This window comes from Vibrio sp. VPAP30, assembly GCF_001188205.1.
In the GTDB taxonomy this organism is placed as follows: Bacteria; Pseudomonadota; Gammaproteobacteria; order Enterobacterales; family Vibrionaceae; genus Vibrio; species Vibrio bivalvicida.
On sequence record NZ_LBLS01000038.1, the window covers coordinates 389,917 to 412,726 of the forward strand.

General features: G+C 42.1%; 18 protein-coding genes and 1 pseudogene. 4 read left to right on the forward strand and 15 right to left on the reverse strand.

Annotation, left to right across the window (positions count from 1 at the left end; translation table 11 throughout):
• Window positions 1-58: 58 nt before the first annotated feature.
• The 3 genes from ZX61_RS19500 to nrdD all read right to left on the reverse strand — a co-directional run bounded on the left by ZX61_RS19500 (window position 59) and on the right by nrdD (window position 4,090).
• Window positions 59-1,240: an amino acid aminotransferase gene (locus ZX61_RS19500; protein ID WP_049846261.1), complete on the reverse strand. Its 1,182-nt coding sequence runs from the start codon at window positions 1,238-1,240 to the stop codon at window positions 59-61.
• A 174-nt stretch (window positions 1,241-1,414) separates the two neighbouring features.
• Window positions 1,415-1,882 carry an anaerobic ribonucleoside-triphosphate reductase-activating protein gene (nrdG, locus tag ZX61_RS19505; RefSeq protein WP_049846262.1) on the reverse strand — a complete coding sequence of 156 codons (468 nt, stop codon included), beginning with the start codon at window positions 1,880-1,882 and terminating at the stop codon, window positions 1,415-1,417.
• A gap of 87 nt (window positions 1,883-1,969) precedes the next feature.
• Window positions 1,970-4,090, reverse strand: coding sequence for an anaerobic ribonucleoside-triphosphate reductase (nrdD, locus tag ZX61_RS19510; protein WP_049846263.1), 2,121 nt, complete (start codon window positions 4,088-4,090; stop codon window positions 1,970-1,972).
• 293 nt (window positions 4,091-4,383) lie between these two features.
• Here nrdD and ZX61_RS19515 point away from each other — a divergent pair, with 293 nt between their 5' ends.
• Entirely contained in the window at window positions 4,384-5,271 is an 888-nt protein-coding gene (locus tag ZX61_RS19515) for an endonuclease/exonuclease/phosphatase family protein (RefSeq protein ID WP_049846264.1), read from the forward strand.
• 20 nt (window positions 5,272-5,291) lie between these two features.
• Here the strand turns inward: ZX61_RS19515 and ZX61_RS19520 are convergent, their stop codons facing one another.
• The 5 genes from ZX61_RS19520 to ZX61_RS19540 are packed head-to-tail and all read right to left on the reverse strand — an operon-like array spanning window position 5,292 to window position 10,903.
• Entirely contained in the window at window positions 5,292-6,338 is a 1,047-nt protein-coding gene (locus ZX61_RS19520) for an efflux RND transporter periplasmic adaptor subunit (protein ID WP_049846265.1), read from the reverse strand.
• Entirely contained in the window at window positions 6,331-9,672 is a 3,342-nt protein-coding gene (locus tag ZX61_RS19525; RefSeq protein WP_049846266.1) for an efflux RND transporter permease subunit, read from the reverse strand. Before ZX61_RS19525 ends, ZX61_RS19520 begins: the two co-directional genes overlap by 8 nt.
• 17 nt (window positions 9,673-9,689) lie before the next feature.
• Complete coding sequence (locus ZX61_RS19530) at window positions 9,690-10,148, reverse strand: YeeE/YedE family protein (RefSeq protein WP_049846267.1); 459 nt, start codon at window positions 10,146-10,148, stop codon at window positions 9,690-9,692.
• A 7-nt stretch (window positions 10,149-10,155) separates the two neighbouring features.
• Window positions 10,156-10,572 carry a YeeE/YedE family protein gene (locus ZX61_RS19535; protein WP_049846268.1) on the reverse strand — a complete coding sequence of 139 codons (417 nt, stop codon included), beginning with the start codon at window positions 10,570-10,572 and terminating at the stop codon, window positions 10,156-10,158.
• 19 nt (window positions 10,573-10,591) lie between these two features.
• Entirely contained in the window at window positions 10,592-10,903 is a 312-nt protein-coding gene (locus ZX61_RS19540) for an ArsR/SmtB family transcription factor (RefSeq protein WP_049846269.1), read from the reverse strand.
• Window positions 10,904-11,067: 164 nt separating this feature from the next.
• Between ZX61_RS19540 and ZX61_RS19545 the strand changes: the two genes are divergently transcribed.
• The 3 genes from ZX61_RS19545 (at window position 11,068) to ZX61_RS19555 (ending at window position 13,338) form a co-directional block, all read left to right on the forward strand.
• Complete coding sequence (locus ZX61_RS19545; RefSeq protein ID WP_049846270.1) at window positions 11,068-11,253, forward strand: YgaP family membrane protein; 186 nt, start codon at window positions 11,068-11,070, stop codon at window positions 11,251-11,253.
• A gap of 11 nt (window positions 11,254-11,264) precedes the next feature.
• Complete coding sequence (locus ZX61_RS19550) at window positions 11,265-12,968, forward strand: FAD-dependent oxidoreductase (RefSeq protein WP_049846271.1); 1,704 nt, start codon at window positions 11,265-11,267, stop codon at window positions 12,966-12,968.
• 187 nt (window positions 12,969-13,155) lie between these two features.
• A complete protein-coding gene (locus ZX61_RS19555) occupies window positions 13,156-13,338 on the forward strand; it encodes a hypothetical protein (RefSeq protein ID WP_049846272.1) in 183 nt (60 codons plus the stop codon).
• A 121-nt stretch (window positions 13,339-13,459) separates the two neighbouring features.
• On the opposite strand, the gene ZX61_RS19560 is transcribed toward ZX61_RS19555, so the two are convergent.
• From ZX61_RS19560 to ZX61_RS19600, 7 genes and pseudogenes are all read right to left on the reverse strand, one after another.
• Window positions 13,460-13,939: an aminoacyl-tRNA deacylase gene (locus ZX61_RS19560; protein ID WP_049846273.1), complete on the reverse strand. Its 480-nt coding sequence runs from the start codon at window positions 13,937-13,939 to the stop codon at window positions 13,460-13,462.
• Between the two features lie 265 nt (window positions 13,940-14,204).
• Window positions 14,205-15,033, reverse strand: a pseudogene (locus ZX61_RS19565) (IS5 family transposase).
• 134 nt (window positions 15,034-15,167) lie between these two features.
• Window positions 15,168-15,722 (reverse strand): YcxB family protein, encoded by a 555-nt coding sequence (locus ZX61_RS19570; RefSeq protein ID WP_235431363.1) that lies wholly within the window; start codon window positions 15,720-15,722, stop codon window positions 15,168-15,170.
• A gap of 301 nt (window positions 15,723-16,023) precedes the next feature.
• Window positions 16,024-16,488 carry a hypothetical protein gene (locus tag ZX61_RS19575; protein ID WP_049846274.1) on the reverse strand — a complete coding sequence of 155 codons (465 nt, stop codon included), beginning with the start codon at window positions 16,486-16,488 and terminating at the stop codon, window positions 16,024-16,026.
• 1,126 nt (window positions 16,489-17,614) lie between these two features.
• Window positions 17,615-18,298, reverse strand: coding sequence for a hypothetical protein (locus ZX61_RS19585; protein ID WP_049846276.1), 684 nt, complete (start codon window positions 18,296-18,298; stop codon window positions 17,615-17,617).
• Entirely contained in the window at window positions 18,295-18,705 is a 411-nt protein-coding gene (locus ZX61_RS19590) for an RHS repeat-associated core domain-containing protein (protein ID WP_049846277.1), read from the reverse strand. Before ZX61_RS19590 ends, ZX61_RS19585 begins: the two co-directional genes overlap by 4 nt.
• Before the next feature lie 515 nt (window positions 18,706-19,220).
• Window positions 19,221-22,733, reverse strand: a complete 3,513-nt coding sequence (locus tag ZX61_RS19600; RefSeq protein WP_082173523.1) for an RHS repeat domain-containing protein — start codon at window positions 22,731-22,733, stop codon at window positions 19,221-19,223.
• Window positions 22,734-22,810 lie beyond the last annotated feature (77 nt).

Below are 22,810 nucleotides of genomic sequence, written 5' to 3' on the forward strand. Positions count from 1 at the left end.
TTCACCTAACTCAACAAAACAGAAGTGATTAAAATGGGGCCTAACGACCCCATTACACTTAAGAAACTTTAACTATCGCCTCTGCAACGTAAGGTATGTCCTTTTCAGTCAGACCAGCGATATTGATTCGACCATCACCTACCCCATAAATGCCATATTCTTCACGGAGTTGCGTCATCTGGTCTTGGCTAAAGCCTAGCACAGTAAACATACCTTTGTGACTGTCTATAAAGTCGAATTGTGAAGTATTTTGGCTATTTCTCAATTCATCACATAAAGTCTGGCGGAGGTTAACTAAACGCTGCTGCATTTCACTTAGCTCTTGTTTCCAAACTTGAGTCAGCCGCTCATTCTGCAAAATGGTCTTGACCAATGCCGCACCATGGTCAGGTGGCATAGTGTAAGTCGCGCGTGCGAGCGTCAATAGCTTACCTTTTGCGTTGTTCACATCACTCTGTGACTTGCCTACCACAATGGCAGCACCAGTACGCTCACGATATAAGCCAAAGTTTTTAGAACAAGACGTGGTAATCAGCATTTCTTCGACGTTATCGGCCATAAAACGTAGACCTTTTGCGTCTTCCTCTAAGCCATCACCAAAGCCCTGATACGCGATATCGACAAAAGGAATGAAGCCATTTTTCTGAGACAGTTCAGTGATTGCTTGCCAAGCAGAAAAATCGATATCTGCACCAGTTGGATTGTGGCAACAACCGTGTAGTAAAACGACATCATCTGGGCCTGCTTGTGACAAATCAAACATCATCTGATCGACATCAACTTGCTTGGTTTCAGGGCTAAAGTAGCGGTAGTGTTTAACTTTTAATCCAGCAGCTTCCATAACCGGGCGGTGGTTTACGTAACTTGGATTAGAGATCCATACCGTGGTATTTGGCTGGGCAACTTTCATCAGGTCACCAAGCATACGCAGCGCGCCACTCGCGCCCGGTGTCTGTATAGCAGCAACACGATCCATTGCTGACGTGCCAGTGAGGAGTAAGCTAACCATTGACTGGTTAAACTCTTCACAGCCTGCAAGGCCAACATAAGATTTAGTTTTTTGCTCAGCGACAACGATATCTTGCGCTTGAGAAATTGCTTTCATGACTGGCGTTTCACCAGCGCTGTTTTTGTATACCCCAATGCCAAGATCAACTTTGTCAGCACGTGGGTCATTGCGGTATGCAACAGATAAAGAAAGAATAGGATCCAATGTAGGAGTCGGTAAATGAGAGAACATGAAAGTCACAACCCTTTGAAATTCAAGTAACGAACTTCAACTTACCATCTAATCGATAGATCTAGAAATAAAATTTCATCCTGTCAGAGCAAAACAGGATAAAAAACCAATCGGGTTAACAATTATTTAACTTTTGTATTTCCAATAGAGATATCTACTGGTTAATTTTCAACACTACAGCTTAAAACTATGAATGATTTGGTTAGAACTCCCCCTCCATTCTAAGTTTAAGTCTCGTTTGTCTTGCTCGTATTTGCCATCAATCAGGCTATCTATGTACTGAGTAATTTCCCTTTGCTCGTCACTTAGCTCTGCAAGCGTATAGCCCGTCCAAACCCAAATATCTTTATCAGGGCATTCTTGTCGAACGCGTTTAACCAATTTTAAGATATGTGGCACATTTGCAGGATGAAGCGGATCGCCGCCCGACAGTGATAAACCTCTGCGCTTTATTCTTGTGTCATTCAGATCAGCGATAATTTGGTCTTCCGCCTCTTGGGTGAACAACACACCAGAATCTAATCGTTGCGTCGATTGGTTGTAACACCCTCGGCACTGGTGAACGCAACCCGACACAAACAGTGTACATCTAGTACCCGGCCCGTTGACAACATCGATTGGATAATACTGGTGGTAGTTCATGATATCGCTCTTAAAATAAAATGAGCCCTAACGTCTATGGTCTGTTGACCTAGGGCTCAGTTAGTAGTCGTTTCTTGCGAAGAAAGATTACAGGTGCTTCACGCGTCGTTTAACTTCTTCTTGCTTGCCGAAGTTAAACGGTCTTGCATCAGGACTACCTAGATACCCACAAACACGTCGAGTGACTGAAACTTTGGTCGAATCATGATTGCCACAACTTGGGCAGGTGAACCCTTTACTCGTACAATCAAACTCGCCGTTGTAACCGCACTCATAGCACTCGTCGATCGGTGTATTGGTGCCGTAATAAGGAACGCGGCTATAGCTGTAATCCCAAACGTTTTCTAGTGCTTCAATGTTACGCTGCATATTTGGAAACTCGCCGTAACAAATAAAGCCACCACTTGAGATGTACGGATACGGCATTTCAAAATCGATCTTATCATATGGATTAACCTTCTTCTCAACATCAAGATGGAAGCTATTTGTGTAGTAACCCTTGTCTGTTACCCCTTTGATAACACCAAACTCTTTAGTGTCAATTCGGCAGAATCGGCTGCACAAGTTTTCACTTGGCGTTCCATATAGGCTATAGCCATAACCAGATTCTTCAGCCCACTGATTCACCTTTTCTTTCAAATATTTAACGATATCAACTGCTTTCTGGCGTAATGCAGAATCATCGTATACATGCGCTTCGTCACCGAACAGCGCATTAATGGTTTCATGGATGCCGATGTAACCTAGTGAAATTGAAGCGCGTCCGTTTTTGAAGATATTGGCAATTGGCTCGTCACCCTTCAAACGAACACCACAAGCCCCTTCCATGTATAGAATTGGAGCAACACGGGCTTTTACATTTTCTAGACGCGAGATACGCGTCTCAAGCGCGCGACGAGCAAGATTTAAACGCTCATCAAGAAGTTTATAAAACTGCTTCTCATCACGATTAGCCGCGATAGCAATTCTCGGCAGATTCAAGCTCACCACACCTAGGTTGTTACGACCTTCATGGATAAGCTCGCCGTTTTCTTCATAAGTACCTAAGAAGCTACGACAACCCATCGGCGTTTTAAATGAACCAGTAATTTCAACCACTTTGTCGTAGTTAAGAATATCTGGGTACATACGTTTAGAGGCACATTCAAGCGCAAGTTGCTTAATATCGTAGTTTGGGTCTTCCGACTTGTGATTCAAACCATCTTTGATGCCAAATACTAGTTTAGGGAACACCGCTGTCTTACGATTTTTACCTAGCCCCGCGATACGGTTCTTCAGAATCGATTGTTGAATGAGTCGCGAAGCCCAGCTTGTACCTAGACCAAAACCAAAGGTTACAAACGGTGTTTGGCCATTCGCTGTGTGTAGTGTGTTGACTTCATACTCTAAAGATTGAAACGCGTCATAACATTCCTTTTCAGTTCGCGATGTAGCGAACGCTTCTGGATTTGGAATATCCCACTCTTTTGCGATCTCTAGGTGTTTGTGATAACTCGCCATCACATAGGGTTCAAGTACTTCGTCAATCCGATTGATCGTCGTGCCACCGTATATATGACTCGCCACTTGCGCGATGATCTGCGCGGTAACCGCTGTCGCAGTAGAGATTGATTTAGGCGTATCAATCTCAGCGTTACCCATCTTAAAGCCGTGAGTTAGCATGCCTTTTAAATCAATCAGCATACAGTTAAACATTGGGAAGAACGGCGCGTAATCTAAATCGTGGTAGTGAATATCGCCCACTTCATGAGCTTGAACGATATCACGCGGTAAAATGTGTGTCTTCGCGTAGTGCTTCGCTACAATGCCAGCCAGTAAATCACGCTGAGTAGGGATAACCTTGCCATCTTTATTCGCGTTTTCGTTGATTAAATCAACATTGCTTTCTTCAATTAAGCCTTCGATCTCACGGGTCAACGCACTTTGTTTTTCGCGCGCAATATCACGATCATGTCGATATTCGATGTAAGCACGGGCAAGCGACTTATAAGGCCCTTGCATTAGCTCATTTTCTACTAAGGTTTGGATGTCATTGATGTGTACTTCATCGTGATCTTTTAGCTGAAGCTCGACCGCAAGTGCTACATTCAGTGCATAAATTGCGATTTCTTTATCAACGTGCTCTGCTGCCGATTCCACTGCAGCTTGAATACGATCCCTGCTAAACGGAGCTCTAGAGCCATCACGCTTGATTACGATTGGTTTCACCTTTTCTCCTTACCCCAGCATACTCACAGAGTTATCCACAAACACACTATATAGGGCGATTTATTATTCGACTAACACTATATATTGTGGCGTATTTAACGAAATGACACAGGAGAAAGTATTGATTTCGATCAATAAAATTAGACCCTCGCTCAAGATCAAATCGATCTTAGTGGCACTGATCTCAGTTGGAAAGAAAATGATGAAAATTAGAAAAATGCAACAAATCCTACTTGCATTTTTGGGATGTCTTGTAGCATAAAGGCTGCAATATATTTCATTGAGTTAAGCCTATGCTACCCCCTAAAAGTTGGTCACTTTTTGTTTCGCTGTTATGTTTGCTGTCTTTCTATTCTAGCGCCAACGACTCCGTTTATGCGACTTGGAATATCGAATGGTTGAGCAACACGCCTTCAGAGAAATTTTCGTCTTCACAGCGAAACGAAGATGACTACTTCGCCTTAAGCCGTCATTTTGCTTCTATTGCCCCTGAAGTTCTCGCCTTTCAAGAGGTCAACGACCCTATCGCGCTAAAGCGCGTGATTGGCTCAGACTATCAGCTGTTTTTTTCACAAAGAAGCCTGCCTACCAATAAAAAGCATCAGTTTGATGAGATTAACCAATACACAGGGTTTGCTGTAAGGAAAGGAGTGAGCCTTTCTGACCCGGATGATTTACGTCTCGATCGCAGTAGAAACAGCAAACTAAGATTTGCGACTTATATTGTGCTGAACCCTAACAACGGTAATCCAATCCATGCTTTGTCTGTACACTTAAAAGCTCGTTGCTCTGGTGCTTATCGTAATAGTCGCGATTGTAAAACGCTAAAAGAACAAGGGAAAACCCTAAACCATTGGATTAAAGAGCGAGAGTCGAGCGGTGAATCTTACGTTATATTGGGCGATTTTAACCATAACCTCAGTTACCAAGGTGACTGGCTGTGGAAAGAAATGACCAAAGGCACCTCAGCGCGCCTAGCATCACAACAAACCAAGGCAGACTGCAAAGTTAAGTCGCGTAATAACCCCAAAAAAACTCACCAATTCAGGTCATTGATTGATCATATCGTTGTTAGCGAAGCACTCGCGACAACAAAGCCTGAGCAAATCGTTTTTCCAGTGCCAGATGTCCTCGAATATACACTGAGCGATCACTGTCCACTGAGCATGCAAATACATTAGGGGCTGTTTATCTTTTGTGGTTAAATATCGCTCGGATTGAGTACCACAATATCACCCGCCTTAAGTCCTTTGCGTACACGGAAATCTTCACCTAGTTGAACTAACCGTGTATGCACCTCTCCCCCTTGCACTACTTTGACATAGTCCAGTTGCCCTACTTGATAGATGGCCTCTAACGGAACACGCACCACTTGCTGGGTGCCTAGCTCGACGGACACTCGCGCAAAGTTACCCGGGTATACTCTTTTCTCGGTTTCAAAAGCCAATTTAATGAGATAGCTACGAGAGCCAGCATCTGCTGACGGTGTAATTTCACTCACAGTAGAATCTATGATGATGCCATTAGTAGGTAAATCTAATGCCAGTGTTTTACCCAGCTCGATATGAGGTAAGGCAGATTCTGCAATATTTGCCTCAACGACAAGGGATTGGGGGTTATACATAGATAACAAGGCGGAACCCGGCGTCGCAGTATCCCCTTGATACGCCATCTTCTGAGTAATGATGCCATCAAAAGGAGCAGTAATAACACTATAACCAAAAGTGGTTTCTGCCTCTGTAACGGCCGCTTTAGCTTGCATTAGCGCTGCTTGTGAGGTTTGCAGATGATTCTCTGCTTGGTCATATTGAGATTGAGGCACAAGCTTTCTGTTTAGGAGTTCCTTAACGCGTTGATACTCTTTTCTCGCATTGTTTAACGTTGATTGGGCAGAGATAAGCGCTTGCTCAGTCTGTTCTACCTTAGCATCGAGATCACCGCTCTCTAACCGTATCAGAATATCGCCCTGCTTTACTCGATCACCGACATTTACGATCACTTCGGCGACGGTGGCGGTTAACCTTGAGGCAACCGTTGCTTTTTGTTCAGCAACCACACGCCCTGAAAACTCTCTTTTTATCGTTTCTTCACTTGCGACAAGCTTAGCTGTATCAAAGCTTGGAGCGCTCATCATACGGACTTGGCGCTCTACAGGCAGTTTTGGCGTAAACACTCCCGCCATATACAAAAACAGAACAGCTAAACCGCTAAATAGTAATCCACCAAGCAGCCATGTTTTCTTATTCATTGTCGTCTCTCCTGCTTTCTCGGTGTTTTAATTCTTTGTTGTATATCGGCATTCCATGCCCTTCAACTCGCTCATACGCGAGGTTATAAACGACTGGAATGACAATCAAGGTAAAGATGGTTGAGGCTGCGATCCCGAATATGATCGCCCACGCTAAGCCATTAAAGATTGGGTCTAGGGTGATAATGACATTCCCCAAAAGCGTTGTTCCGGCAGTGAGTAGTATCGGCCTCATTCTTACTGCACCAGACTGAATCAATGCCTTGTGTAGTGGCTCCCCATTGGCAAGAGATTGCTGTATAAACTCAATCAAAACCAGTGAGTTGCGCACCACAATGCCCGCGAGAGCAATCATACCAATCATGGCGGTCGCAGTGAACAGCGCAGGGTTTGGATAACCGTTAATCTCTTGACTCATACTGTTGAGCAGCCAAAAACCGGGCATGATGCCGATAACGGTTAAGGGAATTGCTAACATGATGATCCCGGCAACCGCAGGTAAGCTTGTTTGAACCAGCATAACGATAAACACACCAAATAGTGCCGCGCCATAGGCAATACCTAAGTCTCGAAACACATCGATGGTAATTTTCCATTCGCCTTCACCGCTCCAGACGACATTAATGTCTTCGTTAACCTGCCAAGGTTTACCAGAACCGTTGTTTAAGTAAGTACGTTCATTCCATTCAACCCAGTTTTTTTCAATCGGTCTATTTTGGTCAGCTATGACATCGGCAATGATTTCTCCGGGTACTCGGCCCGCTGTTTCTGCGTACACATAAACAACAGGTTTTAGGTTCTTATGATAAATCGGCGTATGTACAATGCGTTTTTCAAACCGCCCTATTTCACCTAACTGTACTAATGGTTGCGGCGCGTCAACCAGCGAGCCATTTTCGAGGGTCTTCACTACCCCTGCCTGCCCCCTTACATAAAGGCGCAATAGGCTATCAAGCTCATCCCTTTGGTCACGAGGTAAGCGAATTTCTACTGCTAGTGGGTTAACCTCTCTATTGGAACCCAACTGACCGATGACATAGCCGTTATTTGCCGCTGCTATGGTCTCGTTAACTTCTTGTATCGACACCCCAGACAAGGCGGCTTTTTCTTGGTCGACGATAAATTGCCAAGCTTCTAATTGTTGATCAACGCTGGTATCAACTTCCGTGACAAAATGCTCTATAGATAGCCGCTCGGCAACACGTTGTGCTTGACCCATTAACTCTTGGTAAGAGGTATGCTCCTCACCATAGACTTCTGCGGTAATTGTTGCGATAACCGGAGGCCCGGGGGGAACTTCGACAAGTTGAATTGATGCATCAAAACGAGTGGCAATGTGTTCTAAATCACTGCGAAGTCGCGTCACTATCTCATGTGACTGCATTGCACGTTGATCTTTTTCTGCCAAAACAATACGTAACTCGCCCTGATGCGGTTGGTTACGCATAAAGTAATGCCTCACCATACCGTTGAAGTCCATTGGTGAAGCAATACCCGCAAAGCCAGATACCGACTCTACTTCAGGTACAGTCACTAGATAGTCAGAGAAAACACGTAGCGTATTAGAGGTATCAACAAAGCTTGAAGATTCAGGCATGTTTAACACCAACTGAAATTCGTTTTTGTTGTCGTAGGGTAAAAGCTTCAGTGGTACAAGTCGCATTGCCGGTAACAGTGCCGCAGCAATAAACAAGCCCGCGACAATAGTCAGAAAAAGCCACGCTTTTTTACGGCTTTTAAGCAGCGGTGTCAGCAAACGTGCATAACCCTGATAGAGCGTTGATGACTCGAAGTCATACTGACCTGACGAAGCAGCACCTTTAAGGATCTTTTTAGCAAGCCAAGGCGTGACAAAAAACGCCACAAGAGTACTCACTACAACGCTCACTGGCACATTAAAAGCCAATGGTGCCATATAAGGTCCCATCATCCCGGTAATGAAGAACATCGGCGTAAATACAATAACGATGGCGACCGTCGACATAATCAGCGCACTACGTATTTCTCCCATCGCGAGCACAATTGCTTTTGAGCGAGGTAGATTTTTGCGTTTCAGATATCGTTCGATATTGTCGATGCTGGCTATTGGGTCATCCACAATCAAACCCAAAGCTAGAATTAGCGCAAACAAGGTAACTCGATTGATGGTGAAGCCAAACAGTAAGTCGAGCCCTAATGCCGCGCCGTAACTCAATGGAATCGCAATACCAACGACAAGAGCACTGCGCCAATTTAAAAACAAGCCCACAAACACAACAACCGTCAGTACTGAAATGGCTAAACTCGAGACGAGATTGGAAACTTTGCCATCCGCGGTTTTACCGTAGTCTCGGATAATGTCGACTTTGACCGAGGGCGGAAATTGATTTTGTTGCAATGTATAGAGCGCCTCGACCGTTTGACTTGCTACGTCAACCGCATTCGAACCTTTTTGCTTAGCCACTGAAATGAATACGGCCGGATGTTCAACTTGCTGTTTTGCATCGATGTACCAAGTGTCATTGGAAGGCTCCGCTGCGCGCTCAATTACCTTCGCGACATCGCGAAAAAACACCGGTTTGTTATTGACGACGGCTACAACCAGATCACCGACCTCCTGAGCATTGGTAAGTAGTCGGCCTGACTCTATTAGATACCGATTGCCGTCAATCTGAATTGAACCCGCTTGCTGTTTATTGTGGCTAACGTCAAAAGCAAAGTTTAAATCCCTTAAGGTGATTCCGAAGCTTTCCATCGCGACTGAATCTAATTCGACACTAATGAGCTTAGATTCCCCACCGACCACTTGAACGCCATTTGTTGACGGTATTGATTTAATGCCCAGTGTCGCCTGGTCTGCGATGCGCTTGAGATCGTGCCTATTTACCTGATTAGGGTCAGTTGAATACAGTGCAGCGACTACGATAGGCACATCATCTATTTCGACTGGCTTTACCAGCCAGCGAGTGACGGAAGGAGGAATATGATCCTGATTGGAATAAAGTTTGTTGTACAGCTTAACAAGCGCATCTTCACGCGGTTCGCCGACAAAGAAACGCACAATAACCTGAGCGGCTCCATCTGATGAAGAGGAGTAAACATACTCCACGCCATCTATTTGACTTAGCAATTTTTCAAGTGGTTCGGTAACTTGCCTTTCTACTTGTTGTGAACTGAGCCCTGGAGCTTCAATCAACACATCCGCCATTGGCACAACAATTTGAGGATCTTCTTCTTTAGGCGTCAGCCACAAAGACACCGCACCGACGGCCAACAGAAAAACAATGATAATGGGCGGAAAGAAGCTGTTCATAATTGAATGAACGACACCATCCTTGGTCGAACTTCTATTCATTCTGTTCTCCTAACGCTCTAATTCGCTTTGACCGGCGAGGTAAACTTTTTAGTTGATAAGCTTAACGCACTAATAAATAACGAACCTGCTAGCATCGAACTGAAAAATAACAAAATATCACTATTACCAAGTGCCAAACTTGCCACCGCAGGCCCTGGGCATATACCGGCTAGCCCCCAACCTAATCCAAACACGGCTGCGCCAATTACCAGTTTGGCATCAACTTTATTTTGGGTAGGGGTTGACATAAACGAGCCATCCATCGCCGTTGATTTTTTCTTGATGTACATCCAGTGAAATGGCATAAACACCATCAAGGCTCCACCCATTACAAATGACAAACTCGGGTCCCATTCACCCATTACATCAAGAAAACCAATCACTTTTTGCGGCTCGATCATTCCTGATATTGTCATTCCTACACCAAACAATAGTCCGCTGACTAACGGAGCTAAGCGTAAAATAGTAGATCTCATCTGTAACTTACCTAAATATGTGAAGTCGAACGTAAACCGTGACTGCGGCTATGCACATGAAAATAGAAGTTGCGACTATTGAACGTTTCGATAATCGGCCTATGCCACATATCCCGTGTCCACTTGTACAACCGTTGGCAAGGCGAGTTCCTGCTCCAACAAGTAGACCTGCTAATACAATCCCCATCATTGGTGTATTGCTTGTATCCGGCGCATCAATCCCAGTGAACAAAACAGTAATCACTCCACCAGCAATCAAGCCAATAGCGAAGAGCAATCTCCACCAATAATCGCCCTCTTTGGGGCTAACTAAGCCATTGATTACGCCACTAATCCCAGCGATTTTGCCGTTTATCAACAGCAGCATTGCAGCAGAAGTACCGAGTAACATTCCCCCAACTAGAGAATCCCAAGGAATAATCATTACTTCAATCACCTTAAAACTACTCGCCACAAAATACGGAATGCAACGTTTGAATTAGGGTCTCAACTCGTGGATCAGACAATGAGTAGAAAACCTGCTGAGATTCTTTACGCGCTTTGATTAAATTGTGTTTTCTCAACACAGTTAGATGCTGTGAAAAAGCAGACTGACTAAGCGAAGAACTCGACTGCAGCTCCCCGACACCCACCTCTCCCTGAGTCAGTTGACACAACACCATCAATCTTTCCGGATGAGCCATCACTTTGAGTAATTCGGAGGCTTCTACTGCATTGCTCTGCATCTCTTTTAAATCAGAAAATTCAACGTTCATACAATCACACCAAGTACCTAAACTACATTAGATGATACTTATAAACATATTTTAGTCAATGCTAATTTAGTTTTTTAATATTTAGATAAATTAACATTAGACATTGCTAATTTATAACTCTATAGTAAATCCCAACAATGCATGAATGAAACGGATACTTTGTTATGACACTAGAAAATGCTATTCGAGTTCTCGCCGGTGGAATGGTCATTCTATCAGTCGGCCTGACAATGACAGTCAGTTCAAACTTTGTTTGGTTGACACTTTTCGTCGGAGCAAATTTGATTCAGAGTGCGTTCACAGGAATCTGCCCTGCGGTTGTTGTACTAAAGAAGCTTGGGTTTAAGTAACAGAGGTTGATATGACTAAGATTTTAATTGTTGGTGGTGTAGCTGGTGGGGCTTCCGCTGCTGCTCGTGCACGCCGTTTAAGTGAAGATGCCGAAATTATCATGTTTGAACGAGGTCCATTCGTTTCGTTCGCAAATTGTGGCCTTCCTTACCATATTGGGGGAGACATCCAAGAGCGAAGCAAGTTACTTCTGCAAACTCCTGAAAGCTTCTTAGCGCGCTTTAATGTCGACGTGCGTGTAATGAATGAAGTGATCTCTATTGAGCGCACCAGTAAAACGGTTACAGTACGAAATCTAATCGATAACAGCGAGTATACAGAAAGCTACGACTTTTTATTGCTTAGCCCGGGCGCTGGCCCTGTCGTTCCGCCAATTCCGGGGATCGATAACCCACTCACTCATTCGCTGCGTAACATTCCCGATATGGATCGCATCATTCATACTATCCAAATGAACAAGCCAGAACATGCTACCGTGGTTGGTGGAGGCTTTATTGGCCTTGAAATGATGGAAGCTTTTCATCAGCTAGGGATCAAAACCACCTTGATTGAAATGGCCGACCAAGTGATGATGCCTGTCGATCGCGAAATGGCAGGCTTTGCCCATGCTGAAATTAGGCAAAAAGGCATCGACTTGAAACTAGGGGTTGCCCTTGAAGCGGTTGAGTACGTTGCTAACGAGCATATCGCCTCACTGGAGTCTGGAGAAGATTCGGCACATCAGCACATCGAAGGCGAGCTAAACCTAACACTGAACAATGGTGAAACCTTAACCACAGATATTTTGATCATGGCAATTGGTGTACGCCCAGAAACCAAGCTAGCTCAAGAAGCAGGACTTCAAATTGGTGAGCTAGGTGGTATCTACACCAATGAGATGATGCAAACTAGCGATACAAGTATTTACGCGGTTGGTGACGCCGTCGAAGAAAAAGACTTTGTCACTGGCTCACAAACGCTCGTACCGCTTGCAGGCCCAGCTAACCGCCAAGGTCGTATGGCCGCAGACAATATGCTAGGACGCCAAGAAACCTATCAAGGTACACAAGGCACTGCTATCTGTAAGATCTTTGATCTCGCAGTGGCATCTACGGGTAAAAACGAAAAGCAACTTAAGCGTGAAGGCATTGACTACGAAAAAGTCTACGTTCACACAGCAAGCCATGCGAGCTACTACCCTGGCGCTGAAATTGTCTCATTCAAGATGTTGTTCGACCCTAAAACGGGCAAGATCTTTGGTGCGCAAGCGGTAGGTAAAGATGGCGTTGATAAACGTATTGATGTAATGGCGGTTGCACAGCGTGCAGGTATGACAGTAGATCAGCTTCAACACCTTGAACTCACCTATGCGCCACCTTACGGCAGTGCTAAAGATGTCATTAACCAAGCTGCATTTGTCGCCACAAACATCATCCAAGGTGACTCTACCCCGATACATTTTGATCAAATAGATTCGCTTAGCGAAAACCAAGTGTTACTTGATGTTCGCAATCCCGGTGAACTAGAGAATGTTGGATTTATCGAAGGAGCAATCAACATTCCTGTCGATCAACTACGTCAACGTATGGCTGAGTTACCAAAAGACAAAGAAATAGTCATTTATTGCCAAGTTGGGTTACGTGGTAACGTTGCTTACCGTCAATTGGTGAATAATGGGTACAAAGCGCGAAATCTCATTGGCGGTTACCGCACTTACAAATTTGCTCAAGCCTAGCCATCACTTGCAGACATCTAATTAAATCGAATTTGGGGAGCTTCGCTCCCCTTTTGTTTTTGCTGCAGGCGAGATCACTACTACCTTGGTCTAGTCATGGATTTAAATTGATCTAGATCATTTTACCCTGATTTTAGTAAGGTTATGTTGTTATTGTGTTAACGGAGAATTAACAAGGAAGTATCAAATGGAATTAAAAAAAGACCCTCGCTGCTATACTGACGTTTGCATTAACGGCAAATGGTTTCATCACGACCACTGCACGACAAATGCTTACATGCTCAAAGGTGGCGCTTCATGTTCGGTTGAATTAGAAAGAATGCCTGAAACTGAAAACGAATTAATCGAACTTATTTCTGCACAATTCTAACTCAATAAATTACGTGTTGTTTCGCATACAATTATCTCTCAAAAAGTTTTAGTCAGCTAAAAAGAAGCCACCCTTGAAAAGTGGCTTCGTCACAGCTTAACCAAGACAAAAAGAATAACTTCTAATGAAAGATCTCACTGCTAAAACGCATCATTCTACTTCCACCCATTAATCTTTGGAAAGACTCTTGATCAAGCTTAATTAAGGTTTCGTGGTCTCCTGCCTCAAGGTAGACGTAGTTTTGCCTCGTTAACACTTCATCGAACGTCATCGACATATGATATGCGCTCCCAACCGGAGGCACCGCACCGTTTTCGCAGTCTTCAAACATCTCGTAAAGTTGCTTCTCTTTAACAAGATGAAAACTCGCGTTCAGCTCCTCATTAAGCCTTGAAAGGCTAATCTTATTTTTGGCAGGCAACACCGCCATCATATGATGACCATCATGATCCTCTAACACAATGCCCTTAGCTAAAGAAACTAGAGGAATTCCGGCCGCTACACCACTTTGCAGTGAGCTTTGACTGTGTCTATGCCGAACAGTTCCAAACGGGATGTTATGTTCACTTAAATAGTGATCCAATCGGTTTGCAATACTCATCTTTGCCTCCGTAGAGCAATACCCCATTTGAGTATAGACCTCCGAGCATTTGCTCTCCATGTTTCAATTATCCTAGGCTACTTTCATAGTCAGGATCTCTATCGCCACTCTGTTATTTCAGATATAAAAAAGCTTCATTTAATTCTGATACTCGTCGCCAAGCTCAATACCGGAACACGCAATGAAGCCCTCGACGATTACCATCCAGAAAGGCTTTGTTGCTTAATTAGGTGAGAATACATAATAGCCCAATACTGTTCAGTTCTTATACAATATACTGAGTTTCAGGCATGCCAAGCCCTGTAAGCTTGTTCAGCGCTTTGATCATAGCGTAAGTCTCGCCAACCTGAGCATTGTAATTTCTTAGGCTTAATTTCCCACCTAACAACTGTTTCACCCGATACATTGCTGTCTCTGATAGTGAACGCTTATGATAACCATACTGCTTTTTCCACTTCTTGTTGGAGCCGTGGAGCTTCTGACAACCTACTGCTAGATTACGACGATGTCCTTGCTCCCAGAAGGCTGCACCTTCTCGTGGCGGGATGAGCGGAGCCGCTCGCTTGACTCGTATAGCATCATGACAATTCCTTGTGTCATAAGCTCCATCACCTGATATCTCGATGATTTTACGACGTGTCTGCTTTAGTAAGTTGGGGAGCACTTCGGCATCGGTTACGTTAGATAAACTCAACTCTGCTGCGACTATTTCATGGGTGCTGGTATCTACTGCGATATGCAGTTTACGCCAGACTCGGCGCTTCCCATCAGTGCCATGTTTCTTAACCTTCCATTCACCTTCGCCATAAACCTTGAGACCAGTGGCATCAATGGCCAGATGTTGTATTGACCCGCTGGTTTTGGGTTTAAATGAAACCTCAACTTCCTTCGCTCGGCGGCTTATACAGGTGTAGTGCGGGCAAACAAGCGGGATGTTAGCCAGCTTAAATACGGAATCGAGAAAACCTTGCAGACCTCTCAACGGCATTGAAAATATTCGTTTCACCATCAATCCAAAAAGTCAAAGAGCCACGGTTTATTAAGGCTTTGTTGTACTGTTTCCAGTTAGTTGTTTTGTAACGAGGTTTAGGCATGAGGCTACGATGATTAATGGATGTAGCCGATCAGATCGTAGCTTCTTGATTTAGTTCCATCGATTTAAGCAACAAAGCCTCCTATATTGGTATAATACCTTGTTAACTTGTAATTAATTTCCACAAAGCATCAATTAATTCAACAATTTATTTGGGTTGTAATTTGATATCTTGCAATTTAATGTTGACATTATTGCCTCTTTGTCACTCTGAGATTCGAATGCATCAGAAGGAATAATCAAAGCAGCAAGCTTATCCACAAAAATATAAACATCTCCACAGTTATCCTCTACTGACTCAACAGCCTCCCATTTGTAAAAACAACTCCCGAATGGATTAATTTCATGAATACCTTCCTCTGTTATCTCTATGGTCTTATCGCCAATAATAATACCACCTTCATTTGGAACTGATAATTTTCTTATATTTATTAAGTTATAAATGAAACCCAATAATAATATAAAAATAAGTATTATTGTCATTAAAAATGTTTGCAAATGAAAGCTAGCAAAGTTAATCCTTCCAATATTTATAGCGACTGACATAAAAAAAGAAGCGATAAAAAAGCCAATTATCATGCTCTTTATAAAGCTACTTTTTGTACATTCTCGTGATTTACTCAGTCGTTTTAAAGCAAAATCTTGATAATCCAAGTAGTTATTTTTGGTAATTTTAACTGATTTGATCATTATAATTCCCACAAGTATACATCGACTTCCTTAGTTGTAGAACAATGCAATAGCCGTATTAGATAAACACACCGACCACACAAAAACCAATTGAGCCAGCTCCCTAAGTTAAATATATGTAATCTATGCAGATACACAGAATTATTTACAGAGTACTTACCTCACTCTTTCGTAATTCTGTTTACATCCACTCCTTTATAAATGAGCCTATACTTTATAAGCACAGCCTTCTAGTAGATCTATAAGGTACTCTAAATCTTCATAGTTTCTTAAAGAAAAGCATTCATCCTCTATTTTTACTTCAAATTGAGCAATCATCAATGTTGGTTTTGATTAAAGGCATTGGATAATTAAATACTCCTTTATCGTCGACGACCATGATCGCTTCAAAAGTATTCACATCAGAAAAGTAGTGAATTTTGCAATTATACTCAATTAAGTATATCTTTTTTCCTCGAATCTCTTCTTCTAGCCTAATCCACGATCGTTTCTCTTCCGGTATCTGACTCATATTCTTTCCAAATGCAATCGTAGCACCCAGAGACTTCTTATCTAAATACATAAATCCATATGACCGTTCATTCTTCGAAAGCAATAGCCAATCTCTCGAAATCATATAGCAAGTGTCATCATCTAATATTACATTCTGACTAACTAACCTCTTTAGTTTTAGGAAAAAAACCTTTCCTCTCCCGTCGGCCAAACTAAAAGTCACTAAATGACTAATTAAAATGAAGAGAATTAAAGATACTAGTTTCTTATTCATAAAAGCTCTCCGACAACATACCCTGTAGCTAAATCAACCTGCCTACCTGGCAGCGATCCCGTCACGCTTGTACCTGGTACTGACTTTGCGGCATTGTAAGTAGCTGAAGCTTCTTTCTTATAATGACGCTGTATATCGATGACATAAACACTGTCAAATACCGAAGGTATGAGCTACCCCAAATGCTCCAAACATAACTAATAAAGAACCTATTAGTATCCGACGAACTAATTTCTGAACATCTCTACCCTTTTTCGTTAGCTTATTTTGGTGGAAAAATATGATAAAGAAATCCTCTAAGTACCGCGAGTTATTCTTATTCTCATTTTTGAAGTAACAAATTATAAAAATTCCAACGGTAATCGTAAGACCAAATACCCCCATAGAGGTAATCATGAAGAAACCTAAAACATCATATAATAATAGCAAACCCTGGCCTTAGTATTAAGAAGTACAGCCTACTCGACATCTCAGTCGAAAAATGAAAACTATTAAGTGTAAACATAAAACTAAAAATATCAGTAGATTTTCAATTAAGAATAGTACCAATTCGCCAATATAAAAGAAGCAAATACGAGCAATACAGAGTACTTATTATACCTATCATTAAAGGAAGAAAAAAAACCAAATTTGCATACTAAAGATATTAGTAAGCTGCCTATTTCATCAACGATATAATCATTGTTATACCCCATAAATACTGTTAAGTGAAAGACAAAATTAACCAGACAAAAAATTTAAATAACAACCACATATTGTTCATAAATAATAATCAAAAGAGACAATAGTGAAATAAAAAATGACCAGTTAATGGATAGTCGCAACCTTTCCCTAATCATAAGCCCTTGTTCATTCAAAAAATCTTTTTTGCTAAACAGCATTGTGAAGTCTCTAGGGCCAACTCTACCATTGTCATTTCTATATTTTTTAAAATAAGAGGGGAATGGAACAATACAACTACACATATAAAAGACGCCAATGGAAAAACAAAACGAGAAATTTCTAAAACACTCAATTTGTTGTTACTCCTACCTTAAAAAACAAATCCACCGTATACATTAACGCTCGCTCCTGAAGAAACATTCGAATCGAAGAAGGAATGGTAAAAAAGACAAGGACTTATTCTTTATTTTAACTCCCAAGCACTAACAGGATCACACTGCTCTAACGGAATAAAAAAACACCTCATTTCAAGAAACCCCTTTAATGATTCTGATTCGCTATCTGATATTTTTTCATAATAAATATTTAAATATTCTTCCTTATAATCTAATCCATTATGATAATTGTTTTTATAACTTTCCATATACGCATATAAAGAAGGCTTGTTTCCATGATCAATTATTTCCTCTAGACATGTTAAATCATAATTACCACTATTTGAAAACTTTCCACTAATAATAGCATCACAATATAAAATTTTGTACTGTAGTTGATCCTTATCCTTTACTTTATTTAGTAACTTCTCAGATTTATCATATAACCAATTTCGGCTAGGATAGTGCATATATGAGCGCGCAAGTAATAACTTACTTTGATCATCATCTATGGTATCTACTGCCATTTCTAGATAATAATCAATTTTCTTATAGTTAATCTCACCTATACTCCCCAACATCCCATAAAAATAGCAATCCGTTAGTTTTTTATACCCTTTATGATCACCGTTATCGGCATTTTCTTTTAAAACCTCACACTCTTTTACTATGTCAATCATTTCCAATTCCCTTTCTTTCGATATTATATCGAATGACAACAATGACGAAATAGACACTAAAAAAACAATTATGTAATTAACAATTACTTTCATTTAATAACTCCATTCACAATATATTCCACGTGACAGATATCTAAAATATTAAAAAACTGTTTCCTGCGCCTCGGATTTGGATTTTTTTTAGCAAAACTATTTGAACTAGTTTTTTTATTCGTAGCGTCACATGAAGCTTTGCTTCGCGGATTACTACTTTCTGGTTCTATTGGAAGACTTTCTGTCCACAAGTTTCTCATATTCTCAACACAATCATGTATACACTGGCTATTCGTTTGGCCTGAGTAAACTGCGTGGTCCCATGGATTGGGATTTACCGGTCTGCCCTTTATTTTTCTATCTGGATCTACATACCCTAACGGGTCGCCATCCACATACGCATAGAGATTAATCCCCCCTTGCTCTTGGAGTGGATCGCGGTTAAGCCAGCGGCCCAAGTTTGGCATATATAAGTGGTAACTGAGATGTGACCTTATTTACTAGTTTTTCAATCCATTGTAGCTCGAAAAGGACACCACCTATTTATTCGGAAACAAAGCCTTTACCCTATAGTAAAAGGAAAGACCTGACCTCGTCTTCAGCACTTGTTTGGAGACAAAGACTTTTGTCTTATTGCAAAAACAGGACATCACCCTATTCAATGTCTTTCAATACAAGCCATGAATAAATAGGCCAAGCAATGCATGAAATAACTAAATACTGTAGTGGAATAGATATAAAGTTAACAAATGGTATGCCGAGCAATACCAAATTATCATTTGTAAATTCAATATACAAAAAGTCATAAATAAAATTGTATGTTGCTTCTACAAATGACAACGATATTGCAACTTGAATAAATTGTTTAAATTTCATTTACATAATCCATAATTAAATAACTGTACAGAAAGACTCTGTCTGATTTCACTCTTGGTTTGAAGTTCCTACTTAAATTCATATACTCTAATTTCATTTTAGTCCTTCAATATAATGTATTTAATGAGCATTCAATATCACAAGATACTTCTGCATATAGTTCTTCGATAAGCTCCTGAACTGCTGATCTCTTTTCTTTATCAAATACATTCCACTTTTGCGTTGGCTGTTTACATGAAAGAGATTTATTGTGTGGTGCTTGCTCCATTACTGCAGACCTTGGTGACATCGCTGCCTTTGCCTTTTCATAACAATCATAATAACATTGACTATTTCTTTGAGGTGGATATATCAAGTGGTCGGTAGGACTCGGGTTGTATGGTTTGGACTTATAACGCCCATCTGGATCTACATACCCTAACGGGTCACCATCCACATACGCATAGAGGTTTATCCCGCCTTGCTCCTGTAATGGGTCACGGTTTAGCCAGCGGCCTAAGTTGGGCATGTAAAAGCGATAACCAAAGTAAACCAACCCACTGGCAAAATCGCTGCGTTTGGTCGACATACCAAACGGCTGTAGAGTGAAATCATCACCACTTACTTGCCCGTAAGGCGAATAACCTCGCTGACTGAGTCTTTCTCCGGCCTGGTCGAACACACCATAGACATGACCAAGATGGTTAGTCATGTAGTAAGTATTTTGCTGGCTCTGCTGACGCATCAACAAGCCGGCGACACCGCCTTTTCTATCTGGTCGCCATATATTGTTTGCTAAAACGTTATTTTCGCTGTCACGCTCTTGAAGCTCTATAAGGCCTAAGCTAACAAAACGTTTCTCTGCGGTTTTAATATTGTTTTCAAAGCGCTGATACACTCTTAGAAAATGATCGTGACCATACTCAAATCGCTCCTCAACCTGAGTGCCACTTTTCTCAAAACGAATCGCGGTCAGTCTGTTTTCAGCGTCATAGTCTGCGACAAATGGAATCTCACCTGGTAACAAGCCTTGAATCAAATTCCCATCAGCATCGTAAACAAAAGCGTTGCTGTCACCATTCCACGAGGAGATCTGGTTAAGTGAATTGTACGTGGCTTGTGTTTGTGGGCTCTCTAGAGGGAGTAACTCGTTAGACTCTAATTGGGTGAGCTTACCTGCAATGTCAAAACCGAAAACAAAGTTGCCGACAGTCTTCTCACCTTTCCGATACTCCAATTTAGAGATATCACCAATATCGTCAAAACTTAATACCTGTTCCATACCGTTAGGGTATGTCAAACGACTGGCTACATTTTGCGGTGTATCGTCGTAAGTGATTTCAAACACTTGCTCTAACGCCGAAACACTGGTCAAACGCCCAAATGCATCGTACTGATACTGACCAAAGTTAAGGCCGTTTAACGTGACTGATGAAAAACGGTTGAGCTTATCAAACTCTAGCTCTATGGAATCGCTCTCCCATGGGCCATCGATACGCTTAAGTCGACCATCGGGATAATAGTGATAACCCGTTGTACCTTGAGCATCAGACACTGAGTTCAATCGGCCTAATGTATCGTATTGGTAGGAAACCTCTGGCGTTGCATCACTGTAACTGACGCGAGTCAGTTGTTTTTTATCGTTGTAGTGAAACGACTTAGTGATGCCACGAGCGTTAGTTGTACTGCGAACATAACCTTGCTGATAGTCGTGTGTGATTTCACTACCATCGGCATAACGCTTGGTTGTCAACTGGCCAACTGAGTTGTATTCAAATTCTGTTTTGTTTTGATTGGCGTCGATTAACGCTTCAATACGCCCAGAAGCATTGCGCTCTATTCGTGTCACACCTTGCATAGGATCAACGATAGCGACCAATTGCTTTGCTGAATTATATTGATATTGGTAAGCTCGACCTCCCGGAAGGGTTTCGCTCTCTACAAGGCGAGGACAACTCCCATAAACAATCTCAGTATCACGATTTCCCTCTCTGCTGATATGAGTGAGTTGGTTAATTCGGTCATAACGATATTGCGTGGCTTTACCATGTATATCAGTAACTTGTGTTACGCGCCCTAGCTCATCATATTGATATGAAGCCAGCGCCTTACCCTGACTAACAATCGATTCGAGTCGCCCAGATGAATAACCAAAGTCGACAACGTTACCATCAGCAGCCGTTACTTGTAATAACTGCCCTTGGTCGTTGTATTTATAGCGAGTGTTAGCTCCGTTTAAATTAGTGGCACCAATCAGTAAGTTATTTTGGCTGTATTCAAAACTCTTTTCGCCTGTCGGCGTAACCGCTTTAATTAAGTTTTGACGATCATCGTAAACATAGATCGTGCTGTTATCAAGCGTATCAGTAAACTCCACGACTTTACCAAAAGAGTTGTTGCGATAGTTGACGGAATTACCATCTGAATAAACCGTTTTGGATAGATTACGATTTTGGTCGTATTCGAAACGAGTCCATGTACCATCTGGGCTAGTAACCTGTTGAACACGAGAATAACCTTTGGAGTATCGCTGATAATCGTATACGGTTTTGGGAACGTCAGGCTGACTATTGTTGTCATTGACATCTACGTAATCAACGTAGTGCTGTGGCGAAACGTACCACGCTTTACCTGTTTGCGAGTTGTAAAAATACTCTTCTTTGTAGCCTAAGGGATTCACGACCGTCATTCGACTGCTCATCCCCATCGGGTCGCCAAACGCGGGATACTCATCAATTCGACTAGAGTCTGGATCCCCGAGTTCAACGAAAAACTTTGTTGTTCCTTTGGCATCCGTTAACGATGAGATTATCCCCATATCATCGTAAGTGACCTGCGCCGAGTACCCTTGCATGTCCTCAAGCGAGATTAGCTCACCTTTCTGGTTGTAATCGAAATGAGCCTTATTGCCTGTTGGGCCTGTCACTGAGACAACTTGCTTGGCCTGGTTATACCTAAGAGTAAGAGTTTGCTCTAGTGCGTTAGTCACACTCATTAGCTGGTTGTCTTGGTAGGCAAACTTAAGCCCGTTACCGCTTTGATCGACCACAGAACTTAATCGGTAGTCGCCATTTTTAACCTGAGTAAACGTTTTGTAGCTACCATCAACATACGTTGCTTTGATCACGTCTTCTTCAACACTCAGACGAGGCAATAGTGTCGCTTCTCCTGAGAGCAGCGACTGCGAGTTCAAGATATAGTTGGTTCCTACTTGTTGGTATTCATCGACACGTCCAGTACCTGACACCAATACCAACGAGCTAGAATCTTTTGGTTTAGAAACGTAATCAGCGTAATTGTGTGTCCAGCGTGAACCTACTGAGCTTTGTTTGTCTTCTTTTCCTAGTGCGTTGTAGGTAAGGGTAAACTCAATACTTGGCCCGTAAGCTGAATCTATCCATATTGGCGTATCTTGAACGACTAGGTTAAGGTTGTTGAAATCAAAATGCCAAATCGGCGCGCCTCTTGAGGTATAACAATCCTCTTCGTTGTTACTAGTCCCACCACGGTGAGAGTGACTTTTCTGATAAGCACTGTCAGATACCCCTAACGGTCCTGTAGGTGGTTCCATTGCTGGCGCGCATGATTGAAGTAGCGCAAGAACGACAATGGCAAGCGCGACAAAAATAGCCAAAAGCATCAATATTTCCTTAATTGGATGGGTTACTTGTTGTTTCTAAAAAGGAACAGTTCCAGTTGGTTTCTTATGTTTAGACG